The sequence below is a fragment of the Curtobacterium sp. MCPF17_001 genome (assembly GCF_003234615.1).
In the GTDB taxonomy this organism is placed as follows: domain Bacteria; phylum Actinomycetota; class Actinomycetes; order Actinomycetales; family Microbacteriaceae; genus Curtobacterium.
This window is the reverse complement of record NZ_QKSL01000009.1, coordinates 116,124-141,944: the sequence shown is the minus strand read 5'-3', so window position 1 is coordinate 141,944 and position 25,821 is coordinate 116,124. Positions and strand designations below refer to the sequence as shown.

Genomic DNA, 25,821 nt, shown 5'->3' with positions numbered 1-25,821 from the left:
GCGTTCGGACATGCACGGCGACCCGACTGAGCCTCCCCGGAGTGGCGTTCCCGACGCGTCCGCGGCGACATCGTCCACGGACCCGGGTGACGGCGGACGCCAGCGCTTCCAGTGGTTCCGGGACATGCGCACCTGGATCCACGCCCGCCCGCACGTGCACCTCTTCTACAAGGTCCTGGTCGGGATCGTCGGTGGTCTGATCGTCGTCATCGGCCTGATCCTGGTGCCGCTGCCCGGTCCGGGGTGGCTCGTGGTCTTCGTCGGCCTGACCGTGCTGGCGAGCGAGTTCCACTTCTTCCACCGGATCATCACGTGGCTCCGTGCGAAGCTGCACCGGTTCTGGGACTGGGCGAAGCGTCACGCGCCGTCGAAGCGGATGCGGGACGCGGCGGACCGGGGCAAGGCGGACGTCGACGCCGCGCACGCCGAGGCACACCGGAACGTCGGGGTGCGGCCGCGCGGTCGGACCGCGCGTCCCGGGCACTAGCGACCAGGACCCTCACCGGCGCTCGCGTCAGACCGTGCGGACCGAGCCCGTCGCCGTCCGTTCGACCGCTTCCGCCGCGGCTTCCTCGACCTGCGCGGCGTCCTTCGACGTCACCTGCAGCACGAGGGCGACGACCGCTGCCAGGACGATGAACGCGCCGTACCCGGCGAGCACCGGCACGAGGCCGAGCGACGGCTCGAGGAACCCGCCGACGACGCTCGGGACGCCGAAGGCCAGGTAGCTGACCACGTAGATCGTCGACAGCAGTCCTGCGCGGTGGGTGGGGGCGGCGGTGGCGAGCAGCATCCGGAGCGGTGCCTGGAAGCCCGCGCCGAAGCCGACACCGGCGATCGCACTGCCGACGACGAGGCCAGGCAGCGACGGCACGAACACGAACGTGACGGTGACGACCGGTCCCAGCACGAGGGCGACGAGGCCGATCAGGACCGCCTTCCGCGTGTCCATCCGCTGGATCGCCAGTCCCGTCAGGGCACCGACGCCGGTGACGACGGCGATGAGGGCTCCCGCGGCGAAGTGGTTGTGGATGCCGAAGACCACGCCGAGCGCGGACGGGACGAGGGACAGGAACAGTCCGCCGAGCGCCCAGCTGGACACGAGCGATCCGGCGACGCTCCGGAACAGCCGACGGGAGGCCCGTGGAACCGACACCGTGGGACGGAGCGACCGCAGGGCGCCGGGTCGACGGACGACCTGCTCCGGGACGACCGCCAGGGCGATGACGAGCAGCACGAGGAGCGACCCGAACAGCACGTAGACGAGCTGCTCCGGCGCAGGACCCCACTCGACGAGGGCGCCGCTCGACAGGGCACCGGTGGCGAGGGCGATCGGCGGGATGACGCCGTTGAGGACGCCGGCGAGCGAGGGGTGCCGTTCGAGCGAGTTGTCGATGAGCGCCGCGCCGAGCGCGCCGATGAGCAGCCCCACGGAGACGCCCTGCACGATGCGGTCGACGATGAGCGCGCCGAGCCCGTCGGCGACGGCGAAGAGGCCTAGCGAGACGGCGACGCCGAGGCCGCCGACGATCAGGACGGGCTTCCGACCGACGTGGTCCGACAGTCGTCCGGCGACGAGCAGGCTGAGCAGCAGTCCGGCGACGTAGATCGCGAACACGGCCGTGAGCATCAGCGGGGTGAGGTGCCACTCGGCCGCGTAGACCGGGTAGATCGGGGACGGCACGGCCGACGAGGCGACCGAGACGAGGAGCATCGTCGCGAGGATCCAGAACCCTGCGACCGAACGTGGTGACTGCATGGCCGTCCCTTTCGTTGTACGAGTGCATTCGTACCGCACGCGCCCTGTACGACGCAACTCGTACTGGCGAGCCCGGAGTGGTACCGTCCGTGCATGCCCGAGCGCACCGACGGAGCCGAACTGCTCCCGCAGCACAGCCCGCTGCCGCAGCCCACGGTCGGCGAGATGGACCTCCCGACGGTCCTGGACGCCCTGTCCGACCCGATCCGGCTGTCGATCCTGCACCGCTACCTCGTGGACGGCGCGGGCGAGCAGCGCTCCTGCGGGTGGGTCGGCATCGACCGGCCGAAGTCCACGCTGACGCACCACTTCCGGGTGCTCCGTGAAGCCGGTCTGCTCGAGCAGCACCTCGAGGGACTGACCCGGGTCAGCCGCGTCCGGACCGACGAACTCCAGCAGCGGTTCCCGGGCCTGCTCGACCTGGTCCTCGACTGGCAGGTGCCCGCCGGCCTGGTCCGTGCCGAGGCCCTGGCATGAGCGGGGAGCGCACAGCCGCGGACACGCTGCCCGACGTCGTCGCCGAGCCCGCCGTCACCTCGGCGCTCGCCGCGGACCTGACCACCGCCGGCTACTCCGTCGAGGGGGTCGACGCACTCTGGGGGACCGAGGCGGCCGCCGCACTGCACCGTGGGGTGCGCGTCGCCGCCCGTCGGGCCCTCGCCGCCCGCCCGACGACACCGCTGTCCACCATCGCCACGCTCTTCGTGCTCGGCCTGCCGGTGCCGCGGGCCGATGCCTCGGCCGCGTTCCCGTCCGCCGGCGTGGACTCCTTGGTCGCGGCCGGGGTCCTGCGCGTCGATGGGGACACCGTCGCTGCGGCCGTCGACCTCCGCCCCTACGCGTTCGTCGACGACCTGGGCGCCGGCAGCTGGTGGATCGTCTCCGACCTCGGTGAACTCGCCCTCGGACACGCCATCAGCGAGGAGCACGTCCTCGGCGTCGGTGGGGCCACCACCACGTTGAGCGGCCTGCAGCTGCCCGTGCCGGTGCGGCGGGTGCTCGACCTCGGCACCGGGTGCGGCATCCAGGCGATGCACGCCCGACGCTTCGCCGACCAGGTCGTCGCCACCGACATCTCACGACGGGCGATCGACATCGCCCGGTTCAACGCGCAACTCAACGGCGTCGACGGCATCGACTTCCGTCTCGGCTCACTGTTCGAACCGGTCGCGGGGGAGCGGTTCGACCGGATCGTCTCGAACCCGCCGTTCGTCATCACGCCCCGCCGTGCGGGCGTCCCCGCCTACGAGTACCGGGACGGCGGCATGGTCGGCGACGCCCTCGTCGAGACCGTCCTCCGCGGGCTGGCCGGGCACCTCGAGCCGGGCGGCACCGCACAGCTGCTCGGCAACTGGGAACACCGGTGGGGGCAGGACGGACTGGAGCGCGTCCGCTCCTGGTTCGCCGACACCGACCTGGACGTGTGGGTGGTCGAACGGGAGCGCGAAGACCCGCCCGCCTACGCCGAGACCTGGATCCGCGACGGCGGCACGAAGCCCGGCACGCCCGTCTTCGACGACCTGGTCGACGCCTGGCTGGACGACTTCCGCGACCGCCACGTCACCGGGGTCGGCTTCGGCTACGTCGTCGTCCGGTCCGGAGGCTCGCCCGACCTCCGCCGCTTCGAACGCCTCCCACAGGTGCTCGGCTCCAACCCCGCCGGCCTCGGCGCGACGATCGCCCGCGTCCTGGACGCCGTCTCCTGGCTCGCCGAGCGTGACGACGACGCGTTCGCCGCCGCGCACCTCCGCGTCGCCGGCGACGTCACCGAGGAACGGCACTACTGGCCCGGCAACGACGACCCCACCGTGATGACGCTCGTACAGGGCGGCGGGTTCGGCCGACGGGTCGACGCCGACACCGCGCTCGCCGCGTTCGTCGGTGCCGCCGACGGTGAACTGACGGTCGGCCAGATCATCGGCGCGATCGCCCAGCTCACGGGTGTCGACGACCAGGCGTTGACCGCGGACCTGCTGCCGCGCCTGCGCGACCTGGTCCTCGACGGCCTGCTGCTCCCCGCCTAGACCCGCGGAGGGTCAGGGGCGCCAGGTGTGCTCGGGCGCGTAGCCGAGGAGCTCGCGGGCCTTCTCCGACGACAGGAGCGAGCTGACGCCGTCGATCTCGGCGCGGCGCTCGACGTCCGGCAGGAACTGCTCGACGAGCTCCAGCGTCGGGGTGTCCATCACGGTGTCCGGGCTGGCGATGATGAACGCCTCGAACCCGGTCAACTCGCTCTCCACGGCCCTGCGGACTGCCTGGGCGCCGTCGCGCGAGTCGATGTAGGACCACAGGTTGAACGTCTTCGCCTCCGGGGTGGCGACCCACGGGAACGCCGGGTAGTCGGTCTCGTCCATCACGTTCGAGAAGCGCAGCCCGATCATCTTCAGCTGCGGGTCCCAGCGGGTGAAGTGGCGCGCCATCTCCTCCTCCACCGCCTTGCCGAGCGAGTACGACGACTGCGGGCGGACCGCGAACTCCTCGTCGACGGGCAGGTAGGGCGGGTGGTGCTCGCCCATCGGGATCCCCAGCAGCGTCTCACTGGAGGCCCACACGACGTTCCGGATGCGGGCCGCGCGGGCAGCGTGGAACACGTTGATCGAGGCGGTCACGTTGTTCGTGATGAGTGCGACGTCCGGCACCTGGCCCGGCGCGGGGACGGCGGCGAGGTGCACGACCGCGTCCACGGAGTCGTAGCGGTCGTCGACGCCGAGGAACGTGTTGAGCACCTGCCCGTAGTCGGTGAGGTCCGTCCGCACGAACTGCACCCGCTCGGGCTTGTCCGGGGAGGCCACCCGGTCGAGGAGCACGACGTCGTACCCGTGCTCGTCGAGGTCGCGGACGACCGCCCGTCCGAGCTTGCCGCTGCCACCGGTCACCACTACACGCGTCATCGCGTCACTCCACCTCGTCGTCGAGACCCCGGGTCGGGTCACGCCCATCCTGCCCTGCCAGTGGTGGACGCAGCCAGGTACGGACGGTACCGGCCGGGCCGGAGGCGGGCCGACGACGTCCGTGACCCTCGGACTGGAGCGCGCCAGGAGGCTGTGATTCCGTCCACTTTCCGCACCGTGCCTGGTCGCATCGGTACGATCGGAGGTGCGCCAGTCGGCTGGTTACCGTCGGCGCACGCATCGAACAAGGACTGCCGAGCGAGTGTCGCGGCCTCCTGATCCGGCCGATGACGCCCCGGTGGTCCTGATGCGTCCTGATGCGCCCCCGCACTCGTTGCGGGGGCGCATCCTCGTTCCCGGGCGGCACGGCCTCGTTCTCGCGGCGGCACCGTGGTCGTGCGGAGCGGATTCGTCACGGGTGACAAAAAGGTGCGCAGGTGGAACGATGAGTGCACCATCGCGTTCGGATCAGGAACGCCGATGGTCGTCCGGCGGTGCAGCCCACGGAACTCACCGGCCCGTGGGCCCCGCTGGACGCTGAGGCCGGACGGAGCCCCGGCGCCGGGGTCGGTGGCGGGGCCGGGCGCCGGTGCCGCTCGTGTGCGGTCAGACGGCGCGGACCGCCGGTTCGATCTCCTCGGCGACGATGCGCAGGATCCGCTCGTGGGAGGCGCTGTCACCGTTGGCGGGCAGGGTCACGACCAGCTCGTCGGTCGCCGCCACGGCCGGGTCGGCGCGCAGGGCGTCGACGATGGCTGCCGGCTCGCCGGACAGGACCCTGCTGAAGCGGAACGGCGGACCCGACAGCGGTCGACCCTCGTCGTCCATGCCGGACGCGTACCCGGCGAGGAACTCCCGGTGGACGTCGCGGTCGTGCTCGTCGAGCAGCGGGACGATGATCCGGCCGACGGCGACCTTCGACTGTCGGTCCGGGTGCAGTTCGGCGAACCGGGAGCGGTACGCGGCGATCTGGTCGGCCTGCGCTTCGGCGAACGGTGCGCCGGTGTCCTCGGTGTTCAGCGTCGAGCAGTGCAGCAGCAGGCCCTTCTCGGCCGTGCGGACCGCGGTGCCCATGCTGCCGCCGCCCCACCAGACGCGGTCGAGCAGGCCGGGGCTCTGCGGCTGCAGGGTCAGTTCGGCGTCGGCGGGGATGCTCTCGTAGCCCTTGCCGGCCGAGCCGAGGGCGTCGCCGTGCAGGACCTCGAGCAGCCGGGCCGCGCGTGCCTCGGCTTCGTCGCGGAAGGACCGCTCGGAGCCGCCGAACACCGGGTCCAGGATCGGGCCGTAGCCGGCGATGCCCGTGCTGATGCCGAGCTGGACCCGGCCGCCGCTGAGCAGGTCGACGGTGCTGGCGTCCTCGGCCAGGCGCACCGGGTCCTCGTAGCGCATGCCGAGCACCGCGGTGCCGAAGCCGATCGTGCTGGTCCGCTGGGCTGCGGCGGCGAAGAACGTCATCGGGCTGGTGAGGAAGGGCTCGAAGTGCCGACCGCGCACCCACCCGGTGCCGTAGCCCAGGGCTTCGGCGGTCTGGAAGAGCCGCAGCCCGTCCTCCAGGGCGCTCGCGGCACCGGGAGCACCGCCGTGGTTCGGGACGAAGGAGAGGAATCCGAGTTCACGCACACGGCGAGTCTATGCGGGCGCATGCATCTGCGGGAGGTGCGGGCCGTGTCAGGCGTGGGGCTGGGAGGATGGGCACATGACCGACGTCACCACCGCCCCTCCGCTCGTCGCCGCACTGCCGGCGGCCGAGGGCGGTGTCGTCGATCCGGACGCCGTCTACCTCGCCTTCGCCGAGTGGGCGGCCTCCGGCGGACGTCCGCTCTACCCGGCGCAGGACGAAGCCCTCATCGAACTCGTCTCCGGCGCCAACGTCGTCCTGAGCACCCCGACCGGCACCGGCAAGTCCCTCGTCGCCGCCGGTGCGCACTTCGCCGCGCTCGCGGAGGGCAAGCGCAGCTACTACACCGCGCCGATCAAGGCCCTGGTGTCCGAGAAGTTCTTCCAGCTCGTCGACCTGTTCGGCGCCCAGAACGTCGGCATGGTCACGGGCGACTCCGCCGTGAACGCCGACGCCCCGATCGTCTGCTGCACCGCCGAGATCCTCGCGAACCTCGCGCTCCGCCAGGGTCCCGACGCGGACGTCGACGTCGTGGTCATGGACGAGTTCCACTTCTACGGCGACGCCGACCGGGGGTGGGCGTGGCAGGTGCCGCTGCTCGTGCTCGAGAAGGCGCAGTTCCTGCTGATGTCCGCCACCCTCGGGGACGTCACGACCATCGCCGACGACCTCTCCCGCCGTACCGGTCGGTCGACCGCACGGGTCACCGGGGTCTCGCGCCCCGTGCCGCTCGAGTACGAGTACGTGATGACCCCCGTGCAGGAGACCGTCGAACGGCTGCTCGACGAGGGCAAGGCACCGGTCTACATCGTGCACTTCGCCCAGGCCGCGGCACTCGAGCGAGCCCAGGCGCTCATGTCCGCGAAGGTCGCCTCCCGCGAACGCCGGGACCAGATCGCCGAGGCCATCGCCGGCTTCCGCTTCAGCGCCGGGTTCGGGCAGACCCTGTCACGCCTGATCCGGGCGGGCATCGGCGTCCACCACGCCGGCATGCTGCCGAAGTACCGGCGGCTGGTCGAACAGCTCGCCCAGCGTGGCCTGCTGCCCGTCATCTGCGGCACCGACACCCTCGGCGTCGGCATCAACGTCCCGATCCGCGCCGTCCTGTTCACCGGTCTGACGAAGTTCGACGGCACCAAGATGCGCCAGCTCTCCGCACGCGAGTTCCACCAGATCGCCGGACGTGCCGGACGTGCCGGGTACGACACCGAGGGCGACGTCGTCGCCGAGGCACCCGAGCACGACATCGAGAACGCCCGCGCGGTCGCCAAGGCCGGCGACGACCCGAAGAAGAAGAACAAGATCAAGCGGAAGAAGGCACCCGAGGGCTTCGTGTCCTGGGGTCAGGCGTCGTTCGAACGCCTGATCGCCGCCGAGCCCGAGCCGATGGTGTCCCGGATGCGGATCACGCACGCCATGGTGCTGTCCGTCGTCGCCCGCGGCGGGGACGCGTTCGAGGACGTCCGCTCCCTGGTCTACGACAACCACGAACCGCGTGCCCGCCAGCTCGCGATGGCACGTCGGGCGCTCACGATCGCGCGGACGCTGATCAACGCCCGTGTCATCGAGAAGGTCGACGGCACCTACCGACTGACCGTCGACCTCCAGGCGAACTTCGCGCTCAACCAGCCACTGTCACCGTTCGCGCTCGCCGCGTTCGAACTGCTCGACCCGGAGTCGCCGACCTTCGCTCTCGACATGGTGTCCATCGTCGAAGCGACCCTCGACGACCCCCGCGCGATCCTGTCGCAGCAGCAGTTCAAGGAACGCGGCGAAGCGGTCGCCCGGATGAAACAGGAGGGCATCGAGTACGACGAGCGGATGGAGCTCCTCGAAGAGGTCACCTGGCCGAAACCACTCGACGAACTGCTGACCGCCGCGTACGAGAGCTACGCCGACGAACAGCCCTGGGTGCTCGACTTCTCGCTCTCCCCGAAGTCCGTCGTCCGCGACATGTACGAGCGAGCGATGACCTTCGGTGACTACGTGCGCTTCTACCAGCTCACGCGCTCCGAGGGCCTGGTGCTGCGGTACCTGTCGGACGCCTACCGCACCATGCGGCAGACCATCGCGGACGAACACCGCACCCAGGAGCTCGACGACATCATCGAGTGGCTCGGCGAGCTCGTCCGCCAGGTCGACTCCTCGCTCGTCGACGAGTGGGAAGCGCTGATGAACGGGGACATCGCGCTCGCCGAAGCGGATCACGAGGAGATCGCGCCGCCACAGCCCGCCCGCCTGACCGGGAACGTCCGGGCCTTCCGGGTCCTCGTGCGCAACGCCCTCTTCCAGCGGGTGCTGCTGGCCGCCCGGGACGACATCGAGGGACTCGGCGAACTCGACGCCACCGCCGGGTTCGACCAGCACGCGTGGGACAACGTGCTCGAGGAGTACTACGACGAGCACGACACGATCGGCATCGACGCCGAAGCCCGGTCCATGCAGTACCTCGTGCTCTCCGAACAGGGCCGCTCCTGGCGTGCACGGCAGATCTTCGCCGACCCGGCGGGCGACAAGGACTTCGGGTTCTCGGCGACCATCGACCTCGACGCCTCCGACGACGCCGGCGAGGCCGTGGTCCGCGTCACCGAGATCGGACGCTTCGACGGGTGGGCCGAGGTCGACGTCGACTGAGCCAGAACACGCGGGCTGCCGACCGGGTACGGTCAGCCGCAGCCCACGGAAGGAACCCCCATGCGAATCGGCTCCAGCATCGCCTTGATCGTGATCGGCGCCATCGTCGCGTTCGCGGTCGACTACCAGGTCGCCGGCATCGACCTGCGCCTCATCGGCTACATCCTGATGGCCGCCGGCGTCATCCTGCTCATCATCAGCCTGGCGGTCGGCTTCGGCGGACGTCGGACGACCACCACCACGCGCTCCGGGGTCGACCCGGCCTCCGGCGAGCAGATCACCCGGCAGGACCGCCGCGACGGCACCTACTGAGTCCAGTACGACAGACAGCGAGGGCGGGACCGAACGGTCCCGCCCTCGCTGTCTGTCGTGTGGCTGTCGGTCCTGCGGTCTAGAAGAGCGTCGCGGGGGGAGCGACCTCGGGGATCGCCGCCGGCTCCGGAACGTCGACGCCCGGCCAGCCCGGTCCGGTCGGGACCTCGGTGCGGTTCTGGTACGCCGTCGCCGCACCACGGGCACGGACGTCGGCGGCCTCGTTCATCTCGTGGCCCATGTGCCCACGGACCCACTCGAACGTCACCTTGCGGCCCTGCAGCTCGGCGTCGAGCTCCTGGATGATCTCCACGTTGAGCACCGGCTTGCCGTCGGCCTTCCGCCAGCCCTTGCGCTTCCATCCGGCGAGCCACTCGGTGCAGGCCTTGATCGCGTACTGACTGTCACAGAGGATGTGCAGCGGTTCCCCGGTGTCCTTCGTGGCCTTGAGGAGCTGCAGGACGGCGGTCAGCTCGCCCTGGTTGTTGGTGCCACGGGGCCAGCCGCCGGCAGCCCAGCGGTCGTCGTCCACGTACCAGGCCCAGCCGGCAGGGCCGGGGTTGCCGAGGGCTGAGCCGTCAGCGGCGGCGACGATCGTCACGGTGGGACCTCCTGGTGGTGGCGAGTGCCCGACGAGCGTAACGGACCTGCGAGGGTGCGTCCGAATGTGCCCCGATCGGACCGGTGCCCTGGGAGTCCGCAGCCGTCCGCCGCCTAGCGTTCGGGGAAACGGGAGGAAACAGCATGAGCAACGACATCGCAGGCCCCGAGCACTCTGACGACCGGGACCGCTCCGACGCCCTGACCTCGGCAGCGCACAGCGACGACGTCGACGGGGTGAGCGGGCGCGAGCAGCGGGCCGCCGACACGTCGTACAGCCCGTCGAGCGAGCGGGAGATGGACGCGTCCCAGACGAAGCAGCGCGACGACGACGACCTGCGCGAGGACGGCATCGACCCCTCGCGCATCGTCGCAGCCCCGGGGACCGGTGGCGCGGACGACGCCGGCGACGTCGAGCCGGAGCCGGGCGACCTGCACCTGCCGTGGCAGTCCGAGGAGGACCGCCAGGGCTGAGCCCCTCTGGGCCTCGGGCTCTGGGCTTCGACAAGACACCGGTGTTCGTCGGTGACGCCGCGCGCTTCCGCGGCGCGACTGACGAGCACCGGTGTTCCGCGTGATGACGACGGCGGCGGATGCGGCTACGGGCCCGCTCAGGCGACGGTGTCGGGGTGCGAGCCCGTGCGTTGACCGGACTCGAGGCCGGCGATCGCGGCGAGTTCGTCGTCCGTCAGGACGAAGCCGTCGACGTCGAGGTTCGAGCGGATCCGCGACGGCGTCACGGACTTCGGCAGGACGACGACGCCTTGCTGCACGTTCCACCGGACCAGCACCTGGGCGACGCTGACGTCGTGCGCGGCCGCGATGCCGACCAGGACCGGATCCTCGATCAGTCGCCCGCGGCCGAGCGGGGACCACGCGGCCGTGACGATGCCGTGCTGCTCGTGGAACGCCATCAGTTCGCACTGCGGCAACCACGGGTGCCGTTCGACCTGGTTGACGGCGGGGACCTCGCCGGTCTCGTCGATGATCCGTTCGAGGTGCGGCACCTGGAAGTTCGAGACGCCGACACTGCGCGCCCGCCCGGACTCGCGGAGCTCGACGAGGGTGCGCCAGGTCTCGACGTAGCGGTCGTTCGCCGCCGCCGGCCAGTGGATCAGGTACAGGTCGACCGCGTCGAGCCCCAACCGCTCGAGACTGGCGTCGAACGCCCGCAGCGTCCCGTCACGCCCCTGGTGGTCGTTCCACACCTTCGTGGTCACGAACACGTCATCGCGCTCCAGCCGGGAGGCCCGGATCGCCTGCCCGACGCCACGCTCGTTGCCGTACATCTCGGCCGTGTCGACGTGCCGGTACCCGGCCGCCAGCGCGAGTCCGACCGCTGTCGCGGCCTGGGCGTCGTCGACCTTGTAGACACCGAAGCCGATGGTGGGGATGCTCCGGCCGTCGCGGAGGGGGGTGGAGATGACCATGCACCCATCCTGCCCGCCGTGACGGGGGCGAGCCGTGCCTCCAGGACGTCCTGTGGAGAACTCCCGGACCGACGGATCAGGTGGGGAGGTGGACCGGCTCGGTGTCGGGCAGCGGGCTGGCGTCACGACCACGCAGGTCGGGCAACCACCGACGCACGACCAGGGGGAAGACGACACCGGCCGCCGCCATCACGGCTCCGACCATCAGCCCGCCGCTCGGGCCGTTGCTGTCGATCAGGAAGCCCGCGACCGCGGAGCCGCCGGCGGCACCGATGAGCTGGCCGGTGCCCATCCAGCCGTAGGCCTCGGCCGTGTCGGAGAACTTGACGGTGGCGGAGACCGAGCCGAACATCACCGTCAGGGCGGGGGCGATGCCGGCGCCGGCGATGACCAGCGAGATGCAAAGCCACCAGAAGGTCGGGTTGCCGACCGCGAGCACGAGTCCGACGAAGACGATCGTCATGCGCAACCAGAGGGCGTTCGGCGAGATCGGGAGGTGCCCCAGCGCGAGACCGCCGACGAGCGACCCGACCGCGAACACGGCGAGGACGATGCCGGCGTTCGGGCTGCCCTCGCCGAAGACGCTGGTGACGCTGGCCTCCACCGCGGCACATGCGCCGATGAGCAGCAGGCCGGTGACGGTGGCGACCACGACCGACGGCCGCTTCATGACGACCCCGAACGCGCGCTTCGAGCGGGGGATGCGGACCCGGCCGAGCTCGGGGGAGGCGATGAACCAGGCGCCACCGATGAGCAGGAACACCATCGCGACGACGATCGCCTGGACCGTGCCGATCTGCGTCGCGACGAACGTGGTGATGACCGGGCCGGCGACCCAGATGAGCTCCTGCGCGCTGGCGTCGAGGGAGAAGAGCGGGGTGAGCTGCGAGGACGTGACCATCTTCGGGTAGATGGTGCGGACGGCAGGCTGCACCGGCGGGACCGCCAGACCGCCGACGAAGCCGATCACGACGTAGGCCCAGAGCGGCATCACGAAGAAGGCGATGACGCCCATCGTCACCAGCGCCACGATGCTCGTCAGGATGAGGACGGGGCGCATGCCCCAGCGGCCCATCCAGCGGCTGGTGAGCGGACCGGCGAGGGCCTGGCCGATGCTCGTGGTCGCCAGGACGAGTCCGGCTGCGCCGTACGAGTCGAAGATGTGCTCGACGTGCAGCAGGTACGCCAGCGACAGCATGCCGAACGGGAACCGCGCGGTGAGTTGCGCGGCGATGACCCGGCTGACCCCGGGCGTCTTCAGCAGGGACCCGTACGCGCTCACGAGACGAGTGTACGGACCGGACGGATCGCGTTGCGGCAGCTGTGGAGAACCGTGCCACCCGTGCGGGGGACGGCGCTCGGGGCGGTGTCCGCGCAGCGCTCTCAGACACGCCGAGCGGGAGGTTTCCACACCCGTGGACAAGGCCCCCCAACAGGGTGTGGGAAGTGTCGGTGGGCGGTGGCAGAGTGGCGGAAAACCGGGCCTCACGGGAATCCACAGACTGTGGATGACGTTGTGGAAACTACAGGGGTGTAACACTTCCTCTAGTGGTCCACCCGCCCATCGGGCACTACATGTAGTAGCGTCATCGACAACACAGCACCAGAACGACGGGCCTCCAACCGGGCCCAGAACCAGGGGAGATCATGGCCGTCACCGTGTACACCAAGCCGTCTTGCGTCCAGTGCACTGCGACGTACCGCGCCCTCGACAACAAGGGCATCGAGTACGAAGTGCACGACGTCTCCACGGACGAAGCCGCCCTCGAGCACGTCAAGAGCCTGGGCTACATGCAGGCCCCAGTCGTCGTGACCGACGACGACCACTGGTCGGGCTTCCGCCCCGACAAGATCGCCACCCTCAGCGCCGAACTGGCCTGACGCCTCGCGGGCCACTCGGCCCGCGACGCCCGGTGGCGGGTGGACGGCCAGGAGGCTCGTCCAACGCCCACCACACCCCTCCGGTCCGCAGTCCGCACCTTCGTCAGGGAGCGCACCATGAGCCGCCTCGTCTACTTCTCGAGTGTCTCGGGCAACACCGCCCGGTTCGTGGAGAAGCTCGGCCAGGACGCCGACCGGATCCCGCTGCACGCGAGTGAGCCGCCCCTGCGGGCGGACGGCCCGTACGTCCTGGTCCTCCCCACCTACGGTGGCGGCAACGGACACGGAGCGGTCCCCAAGCAGGTCATCAAGTTCCTCAACGACGAACACAACCGGGCACTGATCCGGGGAGTCATCGTCGGCGGGAACACCAACTTCGGCGAGGCGTTCGGTCTCGCCGGGGACATCGTCGCGCGCAAGTGCGGAGTCCCCGTTCTCTACCGCTTCGAAGTCTTCGGGACCCCCGACGACGTGGTGGCGGTCAACTCAGGATTGGAAGCATTTTGGACGCAGCAGTTGCAGACGTCGATCTGACGTCTCCGCAGACGGGGATGGACTACCACTCCCTCAACGCGATGCTCAACCTCTACGACGCGGACGGGAACATCCAGTTCGACAAGGATCGTGAGGCGGCCAAGCAGTTCTTCCTGCAGCACGTCAACCAGAACACCGTCTTCTTCCACAACCTGAAGGAGCGGCTGGACTACCTGGTCGAGAACGAGTACTACGAGCAGGCGACGATCGACCTGTACTCGATGGACTTCATCCAGCGGCTCAACGACCTGGCGTACTCGAAGAAGTTCCGGTTCCAGACGTTCCTCGGTGCGTTCAAGTACTACACGAGCTACACGCTCAAGACGTTCGACGGCAAGCGCTACCTCGAGCGCTTCGAGGACCGCGTCGTGATGACCGCCCTCGGCCTGGCCCAGGGCAACGAGCAACTCGCGATCGACCTCGTCGAGGAGATCATCGCCGGCCGCTTCCAGCCCGCGACGCCGACGTTCCTCAACACCGCGAAGGCCCAGCGCGGTGAACTCGTCTCCTGCTTCCTCCTGCGCATCGAGGACAACATGGAGTCGATCTCGCGTGGCATCAACTCGTCGCTGCAGCTCTCGAAGCGCGGCGGCGGCGTGGCCCTGCTGCTCTCCAACATCCGTGAGGCCGGCGCCCCGATCAAGCAGATCGAGAACCAGTCCTCGGGCATCATCCCCGTGATGAAGCTGCTGGAAGACTCCTTCTCCTACGCGAACCAGCTCGGTGCGCGTCAGGGTGCTGGCGCGGTCTACCTCAGCGCCCACCACCCGGACATCATGAAGTTCCTCGACACCAAGCGCGAGAACGCCGACGAGAAGATCCGCATCAAGACGCTGTCCCTCGGCGTCGTCGTGCCGGACATCACGTTCGAGCTCGCGAAGAACAACGAGGACATGTACCTGTTCTCGCCGTACGACGTCGAGAAGGTCTACGGCGTCCCCTTCGGCGACGTCCCGATCTCCGAGAACTACCGCGCGATGGTCGACGACTCGCGCATCAAGAAGACGAAGATCAAGGCCCGCGAGTTCTTCCAGACCATCGCGGAGATCCAGTTCGAGTCGGGCTACCCGTACATCGTGTTCGAGGACACGGTGAACAAGGCCAACCCGATCAAGGGTCGGATCAACATGTCCAACCTGTGCTCGGAGATCCTGCAGGTCAACACCCCGACCACCTTCAACGAGGACCTCTCGTACAAGGAGATCGGCAAGGACATCTCCTGCAACCTCGGCTCGCTGAACATCGCGCTGACGATGGACTCGCCGGACTTCGGCAAGACCATCGAGACCGCCATCCGCGGCCTGACCTCGGTCTCGCAGATGTCGCACATCACCTCTGTTCGCTCCGTCGAGGACGGCAACGACAAGTCGCACGCCATCGGCCTCGGCCAGATGAACCTGCACGGCTACCTGGCTCGTGAGCGCGTGTTCTACGGCTCCGAAGAGGGCATCGACTTCACGAACATCTACTTCTACACGGTGCTGTTCCACGCCCTGCGTGCCTCGAACGCCATCGCGATCGAGACCGGCGAGACCTTCGACGGCTTCCGCGACTCGAAGTACGCGTCGGGTGAGTTCTTCGACAAGTACACCGACCAGGTCTGGACGCCGGCCACCCCCCGCGTCGCGTCGCTGTTCGACAACGCGAACATCACCATCCCGACGCAGGACGACTGGAAGGCGCTGAAGGCGTCCGTCCAGGAGCACGGCATCTACAACCAGAACCTGCAGGCCGTCCCGCCGACCGGTTCGATCTCGTACATCAACCACTCGACGTCGTCGATCCACCCGATCGCGTCGAAGATCGAGATCCGCAAGGAAGGCAAGCTCGGCCGCGTCTACTACCCGGCGCCGTTCATGACGAACGACAACCTGGACTACTACCAGGACGCGTACGAGATCGGCCCCGAGAAGATCATCGACACGTACGCCGCGGCGACGCAGCACGTGGACCAGGGCCTGTCCCTGACGCTGTTCTTCAAGGACACCGCCACCACGCGTGACATCAACAAGGCGCAGATCTACGCATGGCGCAAGGGCATCAAGACGATCTACTACATCCGTCTGCGTCAGCTCGCGCTCGAGGGCACCGAGGTCGAGGGCTGCGTCAGCTGCATGCTGTGACGCCTTCGGCGTCATCGACGCCGACCACCGGTCGCTGACGCGACCACCCCCGGCCTGGAGGCGCGGTGCCAGCCCGCACCGCGCCTTCAGATCCGCACAAGTCCACAAAGAGCTCAGGACCAGGTTCGCGAAAACCTGGTCCTGAACAGCCCCTAACAGGGACTCCAACTGAGCGCTGGAACGTCCACTGTACATGAGTCGAACTGGCCAGTCGGGTCAGGCTCTCGGGGCTGAATCAGTCCCGAGAGGAGGTGAAGACAGTGGGTAAAAGTGTCAACCGAAGCGCTGCAAGTGGCCGCTTCGTCAATGCAGCTGCCGCCGCTCGTTGGCCGTCGAAGACGACCACCGAGCGTGTGGGTAGCGGCACAGGCAACTCCCGCACGGTGAATCGTTCCGCTGGTACTGGGCAGTTTGTGACAGCAGCAAGCGCGAAGCGAAACCCCGACGACACCATCACGCAGCGCGTGTAGCGCTGGGGCGGGGCAGGTTCACGCCTGCCCCGCCTACCTCGACGGCAAGCCATATCCAGGAAGAGACCATGACCCTCACCGACCCGGTCCACGCCACGGGCAAGGCCATCCCGCTGATCCGTTCGGTCAGCGCGATCAACTGGAACCGCATCCAGGACGAGAAGGACGTCGAGGTCTGGAACCGCCTCGTCAACAACTTCTGGCTGCCCGAGAAGGTGCCGCTGTCGAACGACGTGCAGTCGTGGAACACCCTCACGCCGGAGGAGCAGCAGCTCACCATGCGCGTGTTCACGGGTCTGACGCTCCTGGACACCATCCAGGGCACCGTCGGCGCGATCAGCCTGATCCCCGACGCGATCACGCCGCACGAGGAGTCCGTCTACACGAACATCGCGTTCATGGAGTCGGTGCACGCCAAAAGCTACTCGTCGATCTTCTCGACCCTGGCGTCGACGCCCGAGATCGACGACGCTTTCCGCTGGTCCACGGAAAACGTGAACCTGCAGAAGAAGGCGCAGATCGTCCTCGACTACTACACCGGTGACGACCCACTGAAGCGCAAGGTCGCGTCGACGCTGCTCGAGTCGTTCCTGTTCTACTCCGGCTTCTACCTGCCGATGTACTGGTCCTCGCGTGCGAAGCTCACGAACACTGCTGACCTGATCCGCCTGATCATCCGCGACGAAGCCGTCCACGGGTACTACATCGGGTACAAGTTCCAGAAGGGCCTCGAAGGCGCTTCCGAGGAGCGCAAGCAGGAGATCAAGGACTACACGTTCAGCCTGCTGTTCGAGCTCTACGAGAACGAGATCCAGTACACGCAGGACCTCTACGACCAGGTCGGGCTGACCGAGGACGTCAAGAAGTTCCTGCACTACAACGCCAACAAGGCGCTGATGAACCTGGGCTACGAGCCGATGTTCCCGAAGGAGACGACGGACGTGAACCCGGCGATCCTGTCGGCGCTGTCGCCCAACGCGGACGAGAACCACGACTTCTTCTCGGGTTCTGGCTCGTCGTACGTCATCGGCAAGGCGGAGAGCACTGAGGACGAGGACTGGGACTTCTGATCCTGGTGTGACTCTGGGGCGCCCCGCTGGCTTCGGCCTGCGGGGCGCTTTGTTGTGCCAACCCGTGTCCTGGCTGCACAAGGAGTTCTGTCAAAATGAACCAAAGCATCTGAGCTTGTCGGCGTCGACGAACGCGAGCGCGCGGCGCAGGACCTCGGCGACTTCTTCGGGTGTCTCGACGGTCTCGGTCGCGACGTCGATCGCCCCGAGCATGACGTTCTTCCCGCGGACGAGTTCGACGAGTTCGGGCGGAACGTGCGGGTTATTCGAGGTGTTCGCACCGACTTCTGCGATTGCAGGCGCCTGCGATGAGGCGGGATCTGAGGAGAAGACGGTTCAGGCGCAGCCTTCCACTAGAGTCGCAGTCCGAACCGGGGTGGGTCGGAGGGGGACGTCATGGGGAAGATCGAGTTCGACGCAGCGGCAGCAGATGCCGTCATCAGGGCGGCCACATCGGCGGAGGACGAGCTCCGCGCTCAGGCCGGTGCTCGGCGGTCCGCGGTCGAGGATGCAGCGGCAGACTTCTCTGGAACCTACGCGGACCGGTTCACCGAGTCCGCCTTGGCCGAGTCGGCTGACCGGGGCAAGCTGGCGTCGGTCCTGAACGACCTAGCCGGGCAGGTGCGCGACGCCAAGGCCGCCGCGGAGGCCGAGGAAGAGCGGCTGGACGCCCTCGATGCCTGGAATGAAGCCGAACGCAACCGCCAGCAAGCCGCGGCGACGTCGCTGATCGCCATGAGTACCCTGCCCCCGCTCGCAATCCGGGCACCGAAACCCTCGGAGGTCGCAGTGCAACCGCCGGCGATCCACGCGGCGTTCACACCTCGCGAACGAAGCCGATCCGGGGGCGGCACGGGTCAGGGGCGGAGCTCGGCAGACCCGGCACGACTGCGTGGCTTCAGCACCGTCAGTACGGCGAATGACGTAGCTGCGGAAGCAAAGGCCGTGACCCTCGCCGTTTCGTGGAAGGCGTTCACCGCTTCGTGCTCTTGGGTGCGGATCGACGGGTGTACCTTCCTGACGGGGTTTGAGCGGTTCCTTGAGGAGAACCGCGCTGATGCTGTGTGGATCGACCGCATCGCAGACGCATTCGAACGTGCTGGGAGCGATAGGTCCCTGAAGAACACCGCCATCGACAAGATGACCGACGACAAGCTCGTCCGCAATGTTGAGCGGCTCTTCGCCAAGGGCTTGACCCCCACCGAGGTCGCGGCGACCTCGGTGCTGAACGCCTTGGGGAATCTCGAAGACGTGGGCGAGGCAGTCCTCCGCGCGGAAGCAGAAGCGGCGTGGCCGTACGTGCAGGATGCTGCAGCGGTCGCCGGGAACGTGTTCGCCTCGATGGGCAATGCCATGGTCCACCACCCGGACGAGATCATCGAACTCCTCGGTGGCCTGGCGACGATGGTTGGAGGAGCAGCGATGGAAGGCGGGGGTGTCGCACTCGACATCACCGGCGTGGGAGCGATCGCCGGAGTGCCGTTGAACATCTCCGGTGCGGCGGTGATGGCAGCGGGTGCCACAGCGGCTGCAGCAGGCGCAAGCCAGCTCGGTGTGCACGCGATGACCGATGACCGAGTCAGCCCCAACCGCACCGACCACGTCGAGCAGGCGAAGAAAGACCCGAACGGCCCGAATGAGAACCATCCCGGGCGCAACAACAAGGGTGAGTACCGGTCGGAGGGCAACGACAAGGCGCGTGCTGACTCCGCTCAGAAGGAGGCACAGGGCCTCAAGCAGTACGAGGAGCAGCGTGGCGTCGACGTCGACGTCACTCGCGTGCGCGCATCACAAGACGGAGCAGACCGGGTTCGGTACTACGACGGTCTGGTGAAGAAGGCGGACGGCACGTACGAAGGAATTGAAGTGAAGAGTGGCACGTCGAAGGACGCCAGTCAGGAGGCGTTTGACAACGGCGTTTCCTATGACAAGCCTGCGTATGCAACGCTGCGTGGGGAGCGCATCAAGATCACCTCTGTCGCCTACGAGCACGTGGAGTAGCCCGCTTTGATCATCATGAAGACCAACGGTTCTGTCAGCAGCGTCCTGAACGACACGTTCCGCCCGATCCCTGACCAGATCCGCCGCAGCCTTGGCCTGCTCGACAACGGCGACCACTTCGCGTGGCTCGTCTTCTCCGCATCGATCGACGATCAGACCTGGCGCGCCGGTCCGCAGTCGGTCATTGACGAGTACGGCAACTCCTACCTCCAGGCCGGGGGCACCGCGGAGAAGATGAGCGTCGAGCTCCGCCGTCTTGAGGACGACGGCGAGTACCGGTTCTACGTGATCGGCCGTGACCACGACCTCGCCGAACCGCTCACCGAGACCATCGACGTGCAGGCTGCTCACGAGCCGCGGCACCCGTCAGAGCTCTTCACGGCCGACCAGGCAGCGCCGGTGTTCGTGCACTACGTCGAACACCAGACGGTCCCCGACGGCTACACGCTCCGTCTCATCGCCGACATGTGAGGGGTGGGGCGCAGCCGCCGCGTGTCTGTGACCCTGATCCGGACGGGAGGCTCGGTACCAGCCGGCACCGAGCCTCCAGGCCGACCAGACGGAGCAGCGCACTCAGCTGCCTGCCGACAGCTCGTTTCGGACTATGTCCGCTCAAGCTGATCGCATGGACCGCGTCGGTCGCATCCGCTACCGGCTGAGCTCGTCCTCGACGAACGTCGGACGGCCGAGTGTGATCGCCGGGATCGCTGCCGCGAGCGTGACGGCGAGGAGGAACAGTAGCGGCAGTGTCCAGCCGCCACTGGCGTCGTGGAGCAGCCCGACGAGCAGCGGGCCGAGCGCGCCGAGAGCGTATGCGGTGCCCTGGGCGAATCCTCTCAACGCGACGGTTCCGCTGTGTGTCCGGGTGCGGACGTTGATGAGCACGAGGCAGACGGGGAACAGGATCGAGCAGCAGCCGATCAGGAGCACCCAGAGCAGAATGAGCGGCACAGGCGCGAGCAGCAGGCCGAGCTACCCGAGTGCGAAGCTCATGACGCCGGCGGCGATCAGCCAGCCGACGTTGCGGAGTCGGGGCACGAGCAGGGGAGCGATCAGCGCGCCGGGAACACTGATCACGCCGGTGACGGCGAGGAGCGCGCCCGCTTCGGTCGGTGTCGATCCGGCGACGTCCTGCAGGATCTCCGGCAGCCAGGCGAAGGCCGCGTAGGTGCAGATCGTGCTCGAGGAGAAGAGCGCGGTGATCGACAGCGCGGCGCGGGATCGCCACAGACGGGTGACGACCTCGGTGGGTGCGGGGCTGACGAGACCGGCGTCCGTGCGGCGGAGTCGGCGCTGCTGTGCGAGGACGATGAGCCAAGGGACGAGTGCTGCCGCCGAGGTCACTGCCCAGACGGCGAGTGAGGTCCGCCAGCCGGCGTACTGCGCGATGGGTGCAGCCAGAGCGGCCGGCACCGCGGTGCTGACCCCCACGATGCACGCGTAGACCGCAGTCAGCAGGGCCACCCGGTCGGGGAAGTAGCGACGAACGACGGACGGTAACAGCACGTTGCCGACACCCGTCCCGGCGAAGGCCAGGATGCTGCCGACGAGCAGCATCGCGACGCCCGGTGCGACCGCGCGGACGAGGTGGCCGACGGTGATGAGGGCCAGCGCGAGGACGATCCCGCCGTCGAGCCCGAGCCGCCGTGCGACGCGTGGTGCCGTGAATCCCGAAGCCGCGAACAGCAGTGGCGGGAGGGTGCCGAGCAGGCTGACGTCGAGGTTCGAGACGGGGAAGTCGGTCCGGATGTCGCCGATGATCGGCGAGACCGCAGCGACCGCTTGGCGGAGGGTGAACGCCACGAGCACGATGCCCAGCAGCGCGGCCGTGCGACCCGCCCACAGTGGAAGGCGACGGCTCTCGAGCGTCTGGCGAGTCTAGGGGTGAGGTTGCTTCGTCTCATGGTGCGGCCGGGGCTCCCAGCGGCCAGTGCTCCAACTTGCCGTCGGGGGCGACAAGCTCGTTCCGGACGATGTCCGCTCCCGCCGCCAGCGCGCCGAGCTTGTCGAGCGCTACGCCGGTGTCCGTGCACTACGTCGAACACCAGACGGTCCCCGACGGCTACACGCTCCGGCTCATCGCCGACATGTGAGGGGCACCCCGCCGTCCGCGTGTCCGCGACCCTGTGCCTGACTGGAGGCGCGGTGCCAGCTGGCACCGTGCCTCCAGTCCGAGGAGATGGAGCAGTACCGTCAGCTCCGCCCCGACAGCTCGCCTCGGAAGATGTCAGTTCGCGCCGCGCTGGCGGCCCCCGCGCTCCCGCGCTTCCTCGGGTCACCGGCGCTGCTCATGCCGGAGGCGTCGTACCTGCACCCTCATTGTCGTCTGCTCCCGCAGGACCTGTACCGGCCTGATCGAGGTTCTCGTGCGGATCACCCATGTCGCCGGTCGCTCTGCCAATGGGGGACAGCCCGAAGTGCTTGCGGACGGCGTTCGCCTCAGTGGCGGACACGGTGTTTCCGGCTCCGGGGGAGGGTGCACCCTTGATCGCGCTCTTCGCGTACCCGACGTGCAGATCCGTTCCGTCGAAGGTGGCGTCTTCGACCGGGACGAGCGCGGAGTGGCCTCCGAAGAGTCCTGTCGCGACGCTGACGAACGCAGCGCTGCCGTCCTCGTCGGAGGGGAAGACCTGCGCGACCTTGCCGACCGATGCGCCGTCGCGATCTCGAACTGGCGCGCTTTTGACCTCCGTAGATCATGCTCTTGGTGATCATGCGTGTAGTCAACGCCCCAGGCCTGACCCGTTTGTGTCAGCGCCCGCGCGGCCGGCTCGAGCGCCTCACGAGATGATCGTGGAGATGTTGCTACAGCGCAGCGGTCTGGGTGGAGCTCCCGCATGACAGTGCATCGTCACGTGCGTCGACGGATCGTCCAGCACGGTCGGCGACGAGTGGGAGGCCAGTGATGACCTGCAGCTCGGACAGCCGCCCGATCGAAAACTGGCATGTGGAATACGTGACTTCAGGGGGAGCTTCACGCTAGGGTCGGAACCCGGACCGGGGTGGGCCGGAGGGGGACGTCATGGGAAAGATCGAGTTCGACGAGGCGGCGGCAGACGCCGTCATCAGAGCGGCCACGTCGGCGAAGGACGAGCTTCGCGCTCAGTCGGGGGCTCGTCGGTCCGCCGTCGAGGAAGCAGCGGCTGACTTTTCCGGAGCCTACGCGGACCGATTCACCGAGTCTGCCTCGACTGAGTCGACCGACCGGGGCAAGTTGGCGTCCGTCCTCGACGACCTCGTCGGTCAGGTGCGCGACGCAAAGACCGCTGCGGAAGCCGAGGAAGACCGGCTGGACGCCCTCGACGCGTGGAACGAAGCCGATCGCAGACGCCAGCACGCTGCGGCGACGTCGCTGATCGCCACGAGCACCCTGCCCCCGGTCGTGATCCTGGCACCGAAACCGTCGGAGGTTGCGGTGCGACCGCCGTTGATCCATGCGGCGTTCGCACCCCGGGAACGCAGGCGGTCCGGGGGCGGCACGGGTCAGGGGCGGAGCTCGGCAGACCCGGCACGGCTACGCGACTTCAGCACGGTCAGCCGGGCGAACGATGCTGCTGTAGCAGCGAAGGCCTCGACGCTCGCCAGCTCGTGGAAGACCTTCACCGCGTCGTGCTCCTGGGTGACGATCGACGGGTGCACCTTCGTGACGGGGTTCGAACGGTTCCTCGAGGAGAACCGAGCCGATGCTGCGTGGATCGACCGCATCGCCGACGCGTTCGAGCAGGCGGGGGGCGTCGGATCACTGACGAATGCCGCGATCGACAGGGTGACCGACGACGAGCTCGTCCGAGACGTTCAGCGGCTCTTCACGACGGGACTGACCCCGACCGAGGTCGCCGCGGTGTGGACGGACCTCGGTCTCACGAGGGAAGACGCTACGGACCTCGCTCTGCTTCCGACCTCGGTGCTGACCGTGTTGGGGAATCTCGAAGGGGCACCGTACTGGGCACGCAGCGCTGCGAACGTCGCCGTGCTCGATCGCCGGATCGCGTCCGCGAAACAGTTCCTCGACGACCTCGATCGTCCGGACCGCGTCTACAGCGCTGAAGCGCGCAAGAACGCCGAAGACCTCTCCGCACTCGAATCGATCAAGTCTTCTCTCAGCTCCGGCGGTCCGAGTGCACCGCGCACGCTCACGGTGCTCAGCGCGGACCATCCGCCCCTGGCAGCGGTCTCCATCGGCGATCTCGACGAAGCCGCCAACGTCACCTGGGCGGTGCCGGGGATGGGATCGAGCACGGGCAGCATGACCGATTGGACGGATGCCGCTCAGAACGTCTACAGCGAGCAAGCCAAGGCGGTCCCCGCGGGTCGCGGCACCACGAACGCCGTCGTCGCGTGGATGGGGTACGAGGCGCCGCCGGTCCCGCCGGCGAGTGCCGCCGTGTTCGGCAGCGACTTCGCGAAAGCCGGTGGAGAGAAGCTGGCCGCGTCGATCACGGGCCTCGATGCGACGAGGGCCGGTACGATTCCCACGGTCAACGTCCTCGGGCACTCCTACGGCACGACGACTGCGTCCTATGCCCTCACGACCGAGGGTGTGCACGTCGATTCGTTCACCGCGATCGCGTCGGCAGGCATCCCGGACAGCATCCACGGGGCAGACGAGATTCATGCGGATGCGGTCTACGCGGGGCAGGCAGAAGTGGTGAAGCCGATCATCGAGCACTGGAGTGGCGACGAATGGGCGGCGGTCGGGCGTGACTTCAGCTCTGACCATCATCAAGATCCGACTGCTCCGGAGTTCGGCGCGACGAGCTTCGGCGCTGACGGGGCGCCGGGCCTCAAACCTGTCCGTGACCACGGGGTGCACACCTGGTACGGCGGCGGGTACCTCGACGAGAACACGCAGTCGCTGCAGAACGTCGGGTACGCCACGACCGGCCAGCCAGAACTGTTGACGAAGTGATCACGCCGATCTCGCTGAAGCGAGCCGATCTGGAAGGAACTGCCAGATGAAACCACCTCGGCGGAAAGCCGTCACCGTCCTCTGGGCAACAGGAGCAGCCCTGCTCACCGTCGCCCTTCTCACTGGTTGCAGCGAAGGATCTGGCATGAACGCGAAAGAAGCGAGACAGTCCATCGTCAAGTTCGTCGACGGATCGACCAGCGTGGTCGGTAGCGGGTGGGAGCCCAGTGACGGCCCGCGACTCGGGAAGTGCGGTCTCGGCATGGGGCAAGGCGGCGTCCAGTACGTTTACGCGATGGTCCGTTCTGCGAGCGCTGACCCGAAGGCGGATGTCGTTGCGGTGGAGCGTCACTGGAAGGACCTCGGGGTCACGACGGAGCGCTACCAGACCGGCGGGGAGGACCCCATCCTCGGAGTGCGGGGCAGGGGCGGTCCGGTGAGTTCTTCGGACTTCCGCGCCGATCCCCGGGGGTACACGATCGACGGCAGCTCGCAGTGCATTGCGGGTGACTTCGACAAAATGGTTCTCGACAGCCAGGAGTGACGAAGCGGAGCTGACCGACGGTCAGGCCCGAAGAACGGAGCGCTCGGCCAACGTGAGCTGCTGGCCGGAGCCGAGCCGCGTCTCCAGACCGGACCGCGAGCCAGGCGCCTCGCGGACGCGACGTGCAGGACGGCTCGCCTCGTTGCTGAGGCAAGCCGTCCTGTGGAGCTGAGCCGCCCTGCGGAGCCGAGCCGCTAGCTCGCTGCCGACGCGGCAGTGCCGGTGAGTTCGCTTCGCACGATGGCCGCACCCGCCGCCAGCGCGCCGAGCTTGTCCAGCGCAGCACCCCACGCCAGGGGAGCCATCCCGCAGTTGGAGCTCGGGATGAGCTCGACGAGCTCGAGCGGCACCTTTGAGTGGATGCTCTCGAGCGAGATGATGTCGATGGATGACTGCTGCAGGAGCGGGAACGACTGCTCGTACTGCCGCCACTCCGGCCCGAGCGTCGCCTTCCAGTTGTTGTTGGCTTCGATCCCGTAGCCGTAACAGATGTGCACGGCGGTCTGCGCGCGGAGGCCCTCGGCTGCGCGTTCGAGTGCGGCGACGCCCCAGTCCTGCACTTCGTCGTGGAAGACGGTGAAGGCGGGCTCGTCGAACTGGATGATGTCGACGCCCGCGGCTTCGAGCTCCAATTGCATCGCGTCTGACAGGTAGACCTGTCGGTCTGCAACTGATACACAGGTACTCCAAACAACAGATTGGAGTTCGAAGATGAAGTTCAGAACGAAGCTCATCGCTTCCGCTGCTGTAGTCGCGGTCGGAGGCACGTTCCTGCTGACTGCGCCGGCTCAGGCTGCTCAGGGGTCCTACGAGCAGTCCAGCGCGATGGCAGAGGTCGTCGCGAACCACGGTGCCTCGTCGATGGCCTCTGAGCCAGAGCAGCGCGGAGTGGTGGGTGTCGCGAAGGCTTTGGCAGCAGGGTTCAAGGCGGCCAATGCGCCGCGGGCGGCGGGGAACGTCGCTCGTCTCGCGAGCATCCTCGGTTTCGCCGCGGAGGCAAGGCAGCCGTCGGCACAGCTCGAGTCCGCCTACTTCGATCGCTGAC

Annotated in this window: 25 protein-coding genes and 1 pseudogene; 15 read left to right on the top strand and 11 right to left on the bottom strand. The window is 68.2% G+C overall.

All coding sequences use genetic code 11. The annotated features are described in order from the left end of the window. The first annotated feature begins 10 nt into the window (after positions 1 to 10). Positions 11 to 487: a TIGR02611 family protein gene (locus DEJ24_RS10430; protein WP_258366319.1), complete on the top strand. Its 477-nt coding sequence runs from the start codon at positions 11 to 13 to the stop codon at positions 485 to 487. 27 nt (positions 488 to 514) lie between these two features. Here DEJ24_RS10430 and DEJ24_RS10425 read toward each other — a convergent pair whose 3' ends face one another. Beyond that, the gene (locus DEJ24_RS10425; protein ID WP_111078564.1) at positions 515 to 1,759 is read right to left on the bottom strand and encodes an MFS transporter; all 1,245 of its coding nucleotides are present in this window, start codon (positions 1,757 to 1,759) and stop codon (positions 515 to 517) included. Between the two features lie 93 nt (positions 1,760 to 1,852). Here DEJ24_RS10425 and DEJ24_RS10420 point away from each other — a divergent pair, with 93 nt between their 5' ends. Together DEJ24_RS10420 and DEJ24_RS10415 are read left to right on the top strand one after the other, a co-directional pair. Beyond that, positions 1,853 to 2,236 carry a helix-turn-helix transcriptional regulator gene (locus DEJ24_RS10420; protein WP_111078563.1) on the top strand — a complete coding sequence of 128 codons (384 nt, stop codon included), beginning with the start codon at positions 1,853 to 1,855 and terminating at the stop codon, positions 2,234 to 2,236. Further along, a complete protein-coding gene (locus DEJ24_RS10415; RefSeq protein WP_111078562.1) occupies positions 2,233 to 3,783 on the top strand; it encodes a class I SAM-dependent methyltransferase in 1,551 nt (516 codons plus the stop codon). The genes DEJ24_RS10420 and DEJ24_RS10415 overlap by 4 nt, the downstream gene beginning before the upstream one ends. A gap of 12 nt (positions 3,784 to 3,795) precedes the next feature. On the opposite strand, the gene DEJ24_RS10410 is transcribed toward DEJ24_RS10415, so the two are convergent. Continuing rightward, on the bottom strand, positions 3,796 to 4,650 hold the full coding sequence (locus tag DEJ24_RS10410) for an NAD(P)-dependent oxidoreductase (protein WP_111078561.1): 855 nt from the start codon (positions 4,648 to 4,650) through the stop codon (positions 3,796 to 3,798). A gap of 606 nt (positions 4,651 to 5,256) precedes the next feature. Then, positions 5,257 to 6,270 (bottom strand): LLM class flavin-dependent oxidoreductase, encoded by a 1,014-nt coding sequence (locus DEJ24_RS10405; RefSeq protein WP_111078560.1) that lies wholly within the window; start codon positions 6,268 to 6,270, stop codon positions 5,257 to 5,259. A gap of 76 nt (positions 6,271 to 6,346) precedes the next feature. On the opposite strand from DEJ24_RS10405, the gene DEJ24_RS10400 reads away from it, so the two are divergent. Beyond that, positions 6,347 to 8,902, top strand: a complete 2,556-nt coding sequence (locus DEJ24_RS10400) for an RNA helicase (RefSeq protein WP_111078559.1) — start codon at positions 6,347 to 6,349, stop codon at positions 8,900 to 8,902. Between the two features lie 60 nt (positions 8,903 to 8,962). Then, the gene (locus DEJ24_RS10395) at positions 8,963 to 9,214 is read left to right on the top strand and encodes a DUF6458 family protein (protein ID WP_111078558.1); all 252 of its coding nucleotides are present in this window, start codon (positions 8,963 to 8,965) and stop codon (positions 9,212 to 9,214) included. A 79-nt stretch (positions 9,215 to 9,293) separates the two neighbouring features. On the opposite strand, the gene DEJ24_RS10390 is transcribed toward DEJ24_RS10395, so the two are convergent. Further along, positions 9,294 to 9,815 carry a ribonuclease H gene (locus tag DEJ24_RS10390; RefSeq protein WP_111078557.1) on the bottom strand — a complete coding sequence of 174 codons (522 nt, stop codon included), beginning with the start codon at positions 9,813 to 9,815 and terminating at the stop codon, positions 9,294 to 9,296. A 143-nt stretch (positions 9,816 to 9,958) separates the two neighbouring features. Between DEJ24_RS10390 and DEJ24_RS10385 the strand changes: the two genes are divergently transcribed. Beyond that, positions 9,959 to 10,288 carry a hypothetical protein gene (locus DEJ24_RS10385; RefSeq protein WP_111043927.1) on the top strand — a complete coding sequence of 110 codons (330 nt, stop codon included), beginning with the start codon at positions 9,959 to 9,961 and terminating at the stop codon, positions 10,286 to 10,288. Between the two features lie 137 nt (positions 10,289 to 10,425). On the opposite strand, the gene DEJ24_RS10380 is transcribed toward DEJ24_RS10385, so the two are convergent. After that, positions 10,426 to 11,244 carry an aldo/keto reductase gene (locus DEJ24_RS10380; RefSeq protein WP_111078556.1) on the bottom strand — a complete coding sequence of 273 codons (819 nt, stop codon included), beginning with the start codon at positions 11,242 to 11,244 and terminating at the stop codon, positions 10,426 to 10,428. A gap of 76 nt (positions 11,245 to 11,320) precedes the next feature. Further along, complete coding sequence (locus DEJ24_RS10375; RefSeq protein WP_111078555.1) at positions 11,321 to 12,526, bottom strand: MFS transporter; 1,206 nt, start codon at positions 12,524 to 12,526, stop codon at positions 11,321 to 11,323. Positions 12,527 to 12,891: 365 nt separating this feature from the next. Here DEJ24_RS10375 and nrdH point away from each other — a divergent pair, with 365 nt between their 5' ends. From nrdH to nrdF, 4 genes are all read left to right on the top strand, one after another. Further along, positions 12,892 to 13,125, top strand: coding sequence for a glutaredoxin-like protein NrdH (gene nrdH, locus DEJ24_RS10370; RefSeq protein ID WP_017886897.1), 234 nt, complete (start codon positions 12,892 to 12,894; stop codon positions 13,123 to 13,125). Positions 13,126 to 13,242: 117 nt separating this feature from the next. Beyond that, entirely contained in the window at positions 13,243 to 13,659 is a 417-nt protein-coding gene (gene nrdI, locus DEJ24_RS10365) for a class Ib ribonucleoside-diphosphate reductase assembly flavoprotein NrdI (RefSeq protein ID WP_110904159.1), read from the top strand. A 17-nt stretch (positions 13,660 to 13,676) separates the two neighbouring features. Continuing rightward, on the top strand, positions 13,677 to 15,782 hold the full coding sequence (gene nrdE, locus DEJ24_RS10360; RefSeq protein WP_111078554.1) for a class 1b ribonucleoside-diphosphate reductase subunit alpha: 2,106 nt from the start codon (positions 13,677 to 13,679) through the stop codon (positions 15,780 to 15,782). A gap of 538 nt (positions 15,783 to 16,320) precedes the next feature. After that, entirely contained in the window at positions 16,321 to 17,322 is a 1,002-nt protein-coding gene (gene nrdF, locus DEJ24_RS10350) for a class 1b ribonucleoside-diphosphate reductase subunit beta (RefSeq protein WP_258374787.1), read from the top strand. Between the two features lie 111 nt (positions 17,323 to 17,433). On the opposite strand, the pseudogene DEJ24_RS10345 reads toward nrdF, so the two are convergent. Then, positions 17,434 to 17,592: pseudogene (locus DEJ24_RS10345) on the bottom strand (methionine synthase); the annotation flags it as partial. 126 nt (positions 17,593 to 17,718) lie between these two features. Between DEJ24_RS10345 and DEJ24_RS10340 the strand changes: the two are divergent. Then, positions 17,719 to 19,323 (top strand): hypothetical protein, encoded by a 1,605-nt coding sequence (locus DEJ24_RS10340; protein WP_111078552.1) that lies wholly within the window; start codon positions 17,719 to 17,721, stop codon positions 19,321 to 19,323. A 6-nt stretch (positions 19,324 to 19,329) separates the two neighbouring features. Next, the gene (locus DEJ24_RS10335; protein WP_111078551.1) at positions 19,330 to 19,794 is read left to right on the top strand and encodes a hypothetical protein; all 465 of its coding nucleotides are present in this window, start codon (positions 19,330 to 19,332) and stop codon (positions 19,792 to 19,794) included. 177 nt (positions 19,795 to 19,971) lie between these two features. Here the strand turns inward: DEJ24_RS10335 and DEJ24_RS17245 are convergent, their stop codons facing one another. The 3 genes from DEJ24_RS17245 to DEJ24_RS16905 form a co-directional block, all read right to left on the bottom strand. Then, complete coding sequence (locus DEJ24_RS17245) at positions 19,972 to 20,274, bottom strand: hypothetical protein (RefSeq protein ID WP_258374786.1); 303 nt, start codon at positions 20,272 to 20,274, stop codon at positions 19,972 to 19,974. Between the two features lie 21 nt (positions 20,275 to 20,295). After that, on the bottom strand, positions 20,296 to 21,126 hold the full coding sequence (locus DEJ24_RS10330; RefSeq protein WP_258374785.1) for a CynX/NimT family MFS transporter: 831 nt from the start codon (positions 21,124 to 21,126) through the stop codon (positions 20,296 to 20,298). A gap of 1,680 nt (positions 21,127 to 22,806) precedes the next feature. Further along, complete coding sequence (locus tag DEJ24_RS16905) at positions 22,807 to 22,962, bottom strand: hypothetical protein (RefSeq protein WP_181436581.1); 156 nt, start codon at positions 22,960 to 22,962, stop codon at positions 22,807 to 22,809. A 4-nt stretch (positions 22,963 to 22,966) separates the two neighbouring features. Between DEJ24_RS16905 and DEJ24_RS10325 the strand changes: the two genes are divergently transcribed. Further along, the gene (locus DEJ24_RS10325; RefSeq protein ID WP_146245973.1) at positions 22,967 to 24,232 is read left to right on the top strand and encodes an alpha/beta hydrolase; all 1,266 of its coding nucleotides are present in this window, start codon (positions 22,967 to 22,969) and stop codon (positions 24,230 to 24,232) included. A 145-nt stretch (positions 24,233 to 24,377) separates the two neighbouring features. Continuing rightward, on the top strand, positions 24,378 to 24,776 hold the full coding sequence (locus DEJ24_RS10320; RefSeq protein WP_111078549.1) for a hypothetical protein: 399 nt from the start codon (positions 24,378 to 24,380) through the stop codon (positions 24,774 to 24,776). 194 nt (positions 24,777 to 24,970) lie between these two features. Here the strand turns inward: DEJ24_RS10320 and DEJ24_RS10315 are convergent, their stop codons facing one another. Next, positions 24,971 to 25,510: a hypothetical protein gene (locus DEJ24_RS10315; protein ID WP_258374784.1), complete on the bottom strand. Its 540-nt coding sequence runs from the start codon at positions 25,508 to 25,510 to the stop codon at positions 24,971 to 24,973. On the opposite strand from DEJ24_RS10315, the gene DEJ24_RS10310 reads away from it, so the two are divergent. Next, entirely contained in the window at positions 25,488 to 25,820 is a 333-nt protein-coding gene (locus tag DEJ24_RS10310; protein ID WP_111078548.1) for a hypothetical protein, read from the top strand. The two genes, DEJ24_RS10315 and DEJ24_RS10310, sit on opposite strands and share 23 nt — an antisense overlap. Position 25,821 lies beyond the last annotated feature (1 nt).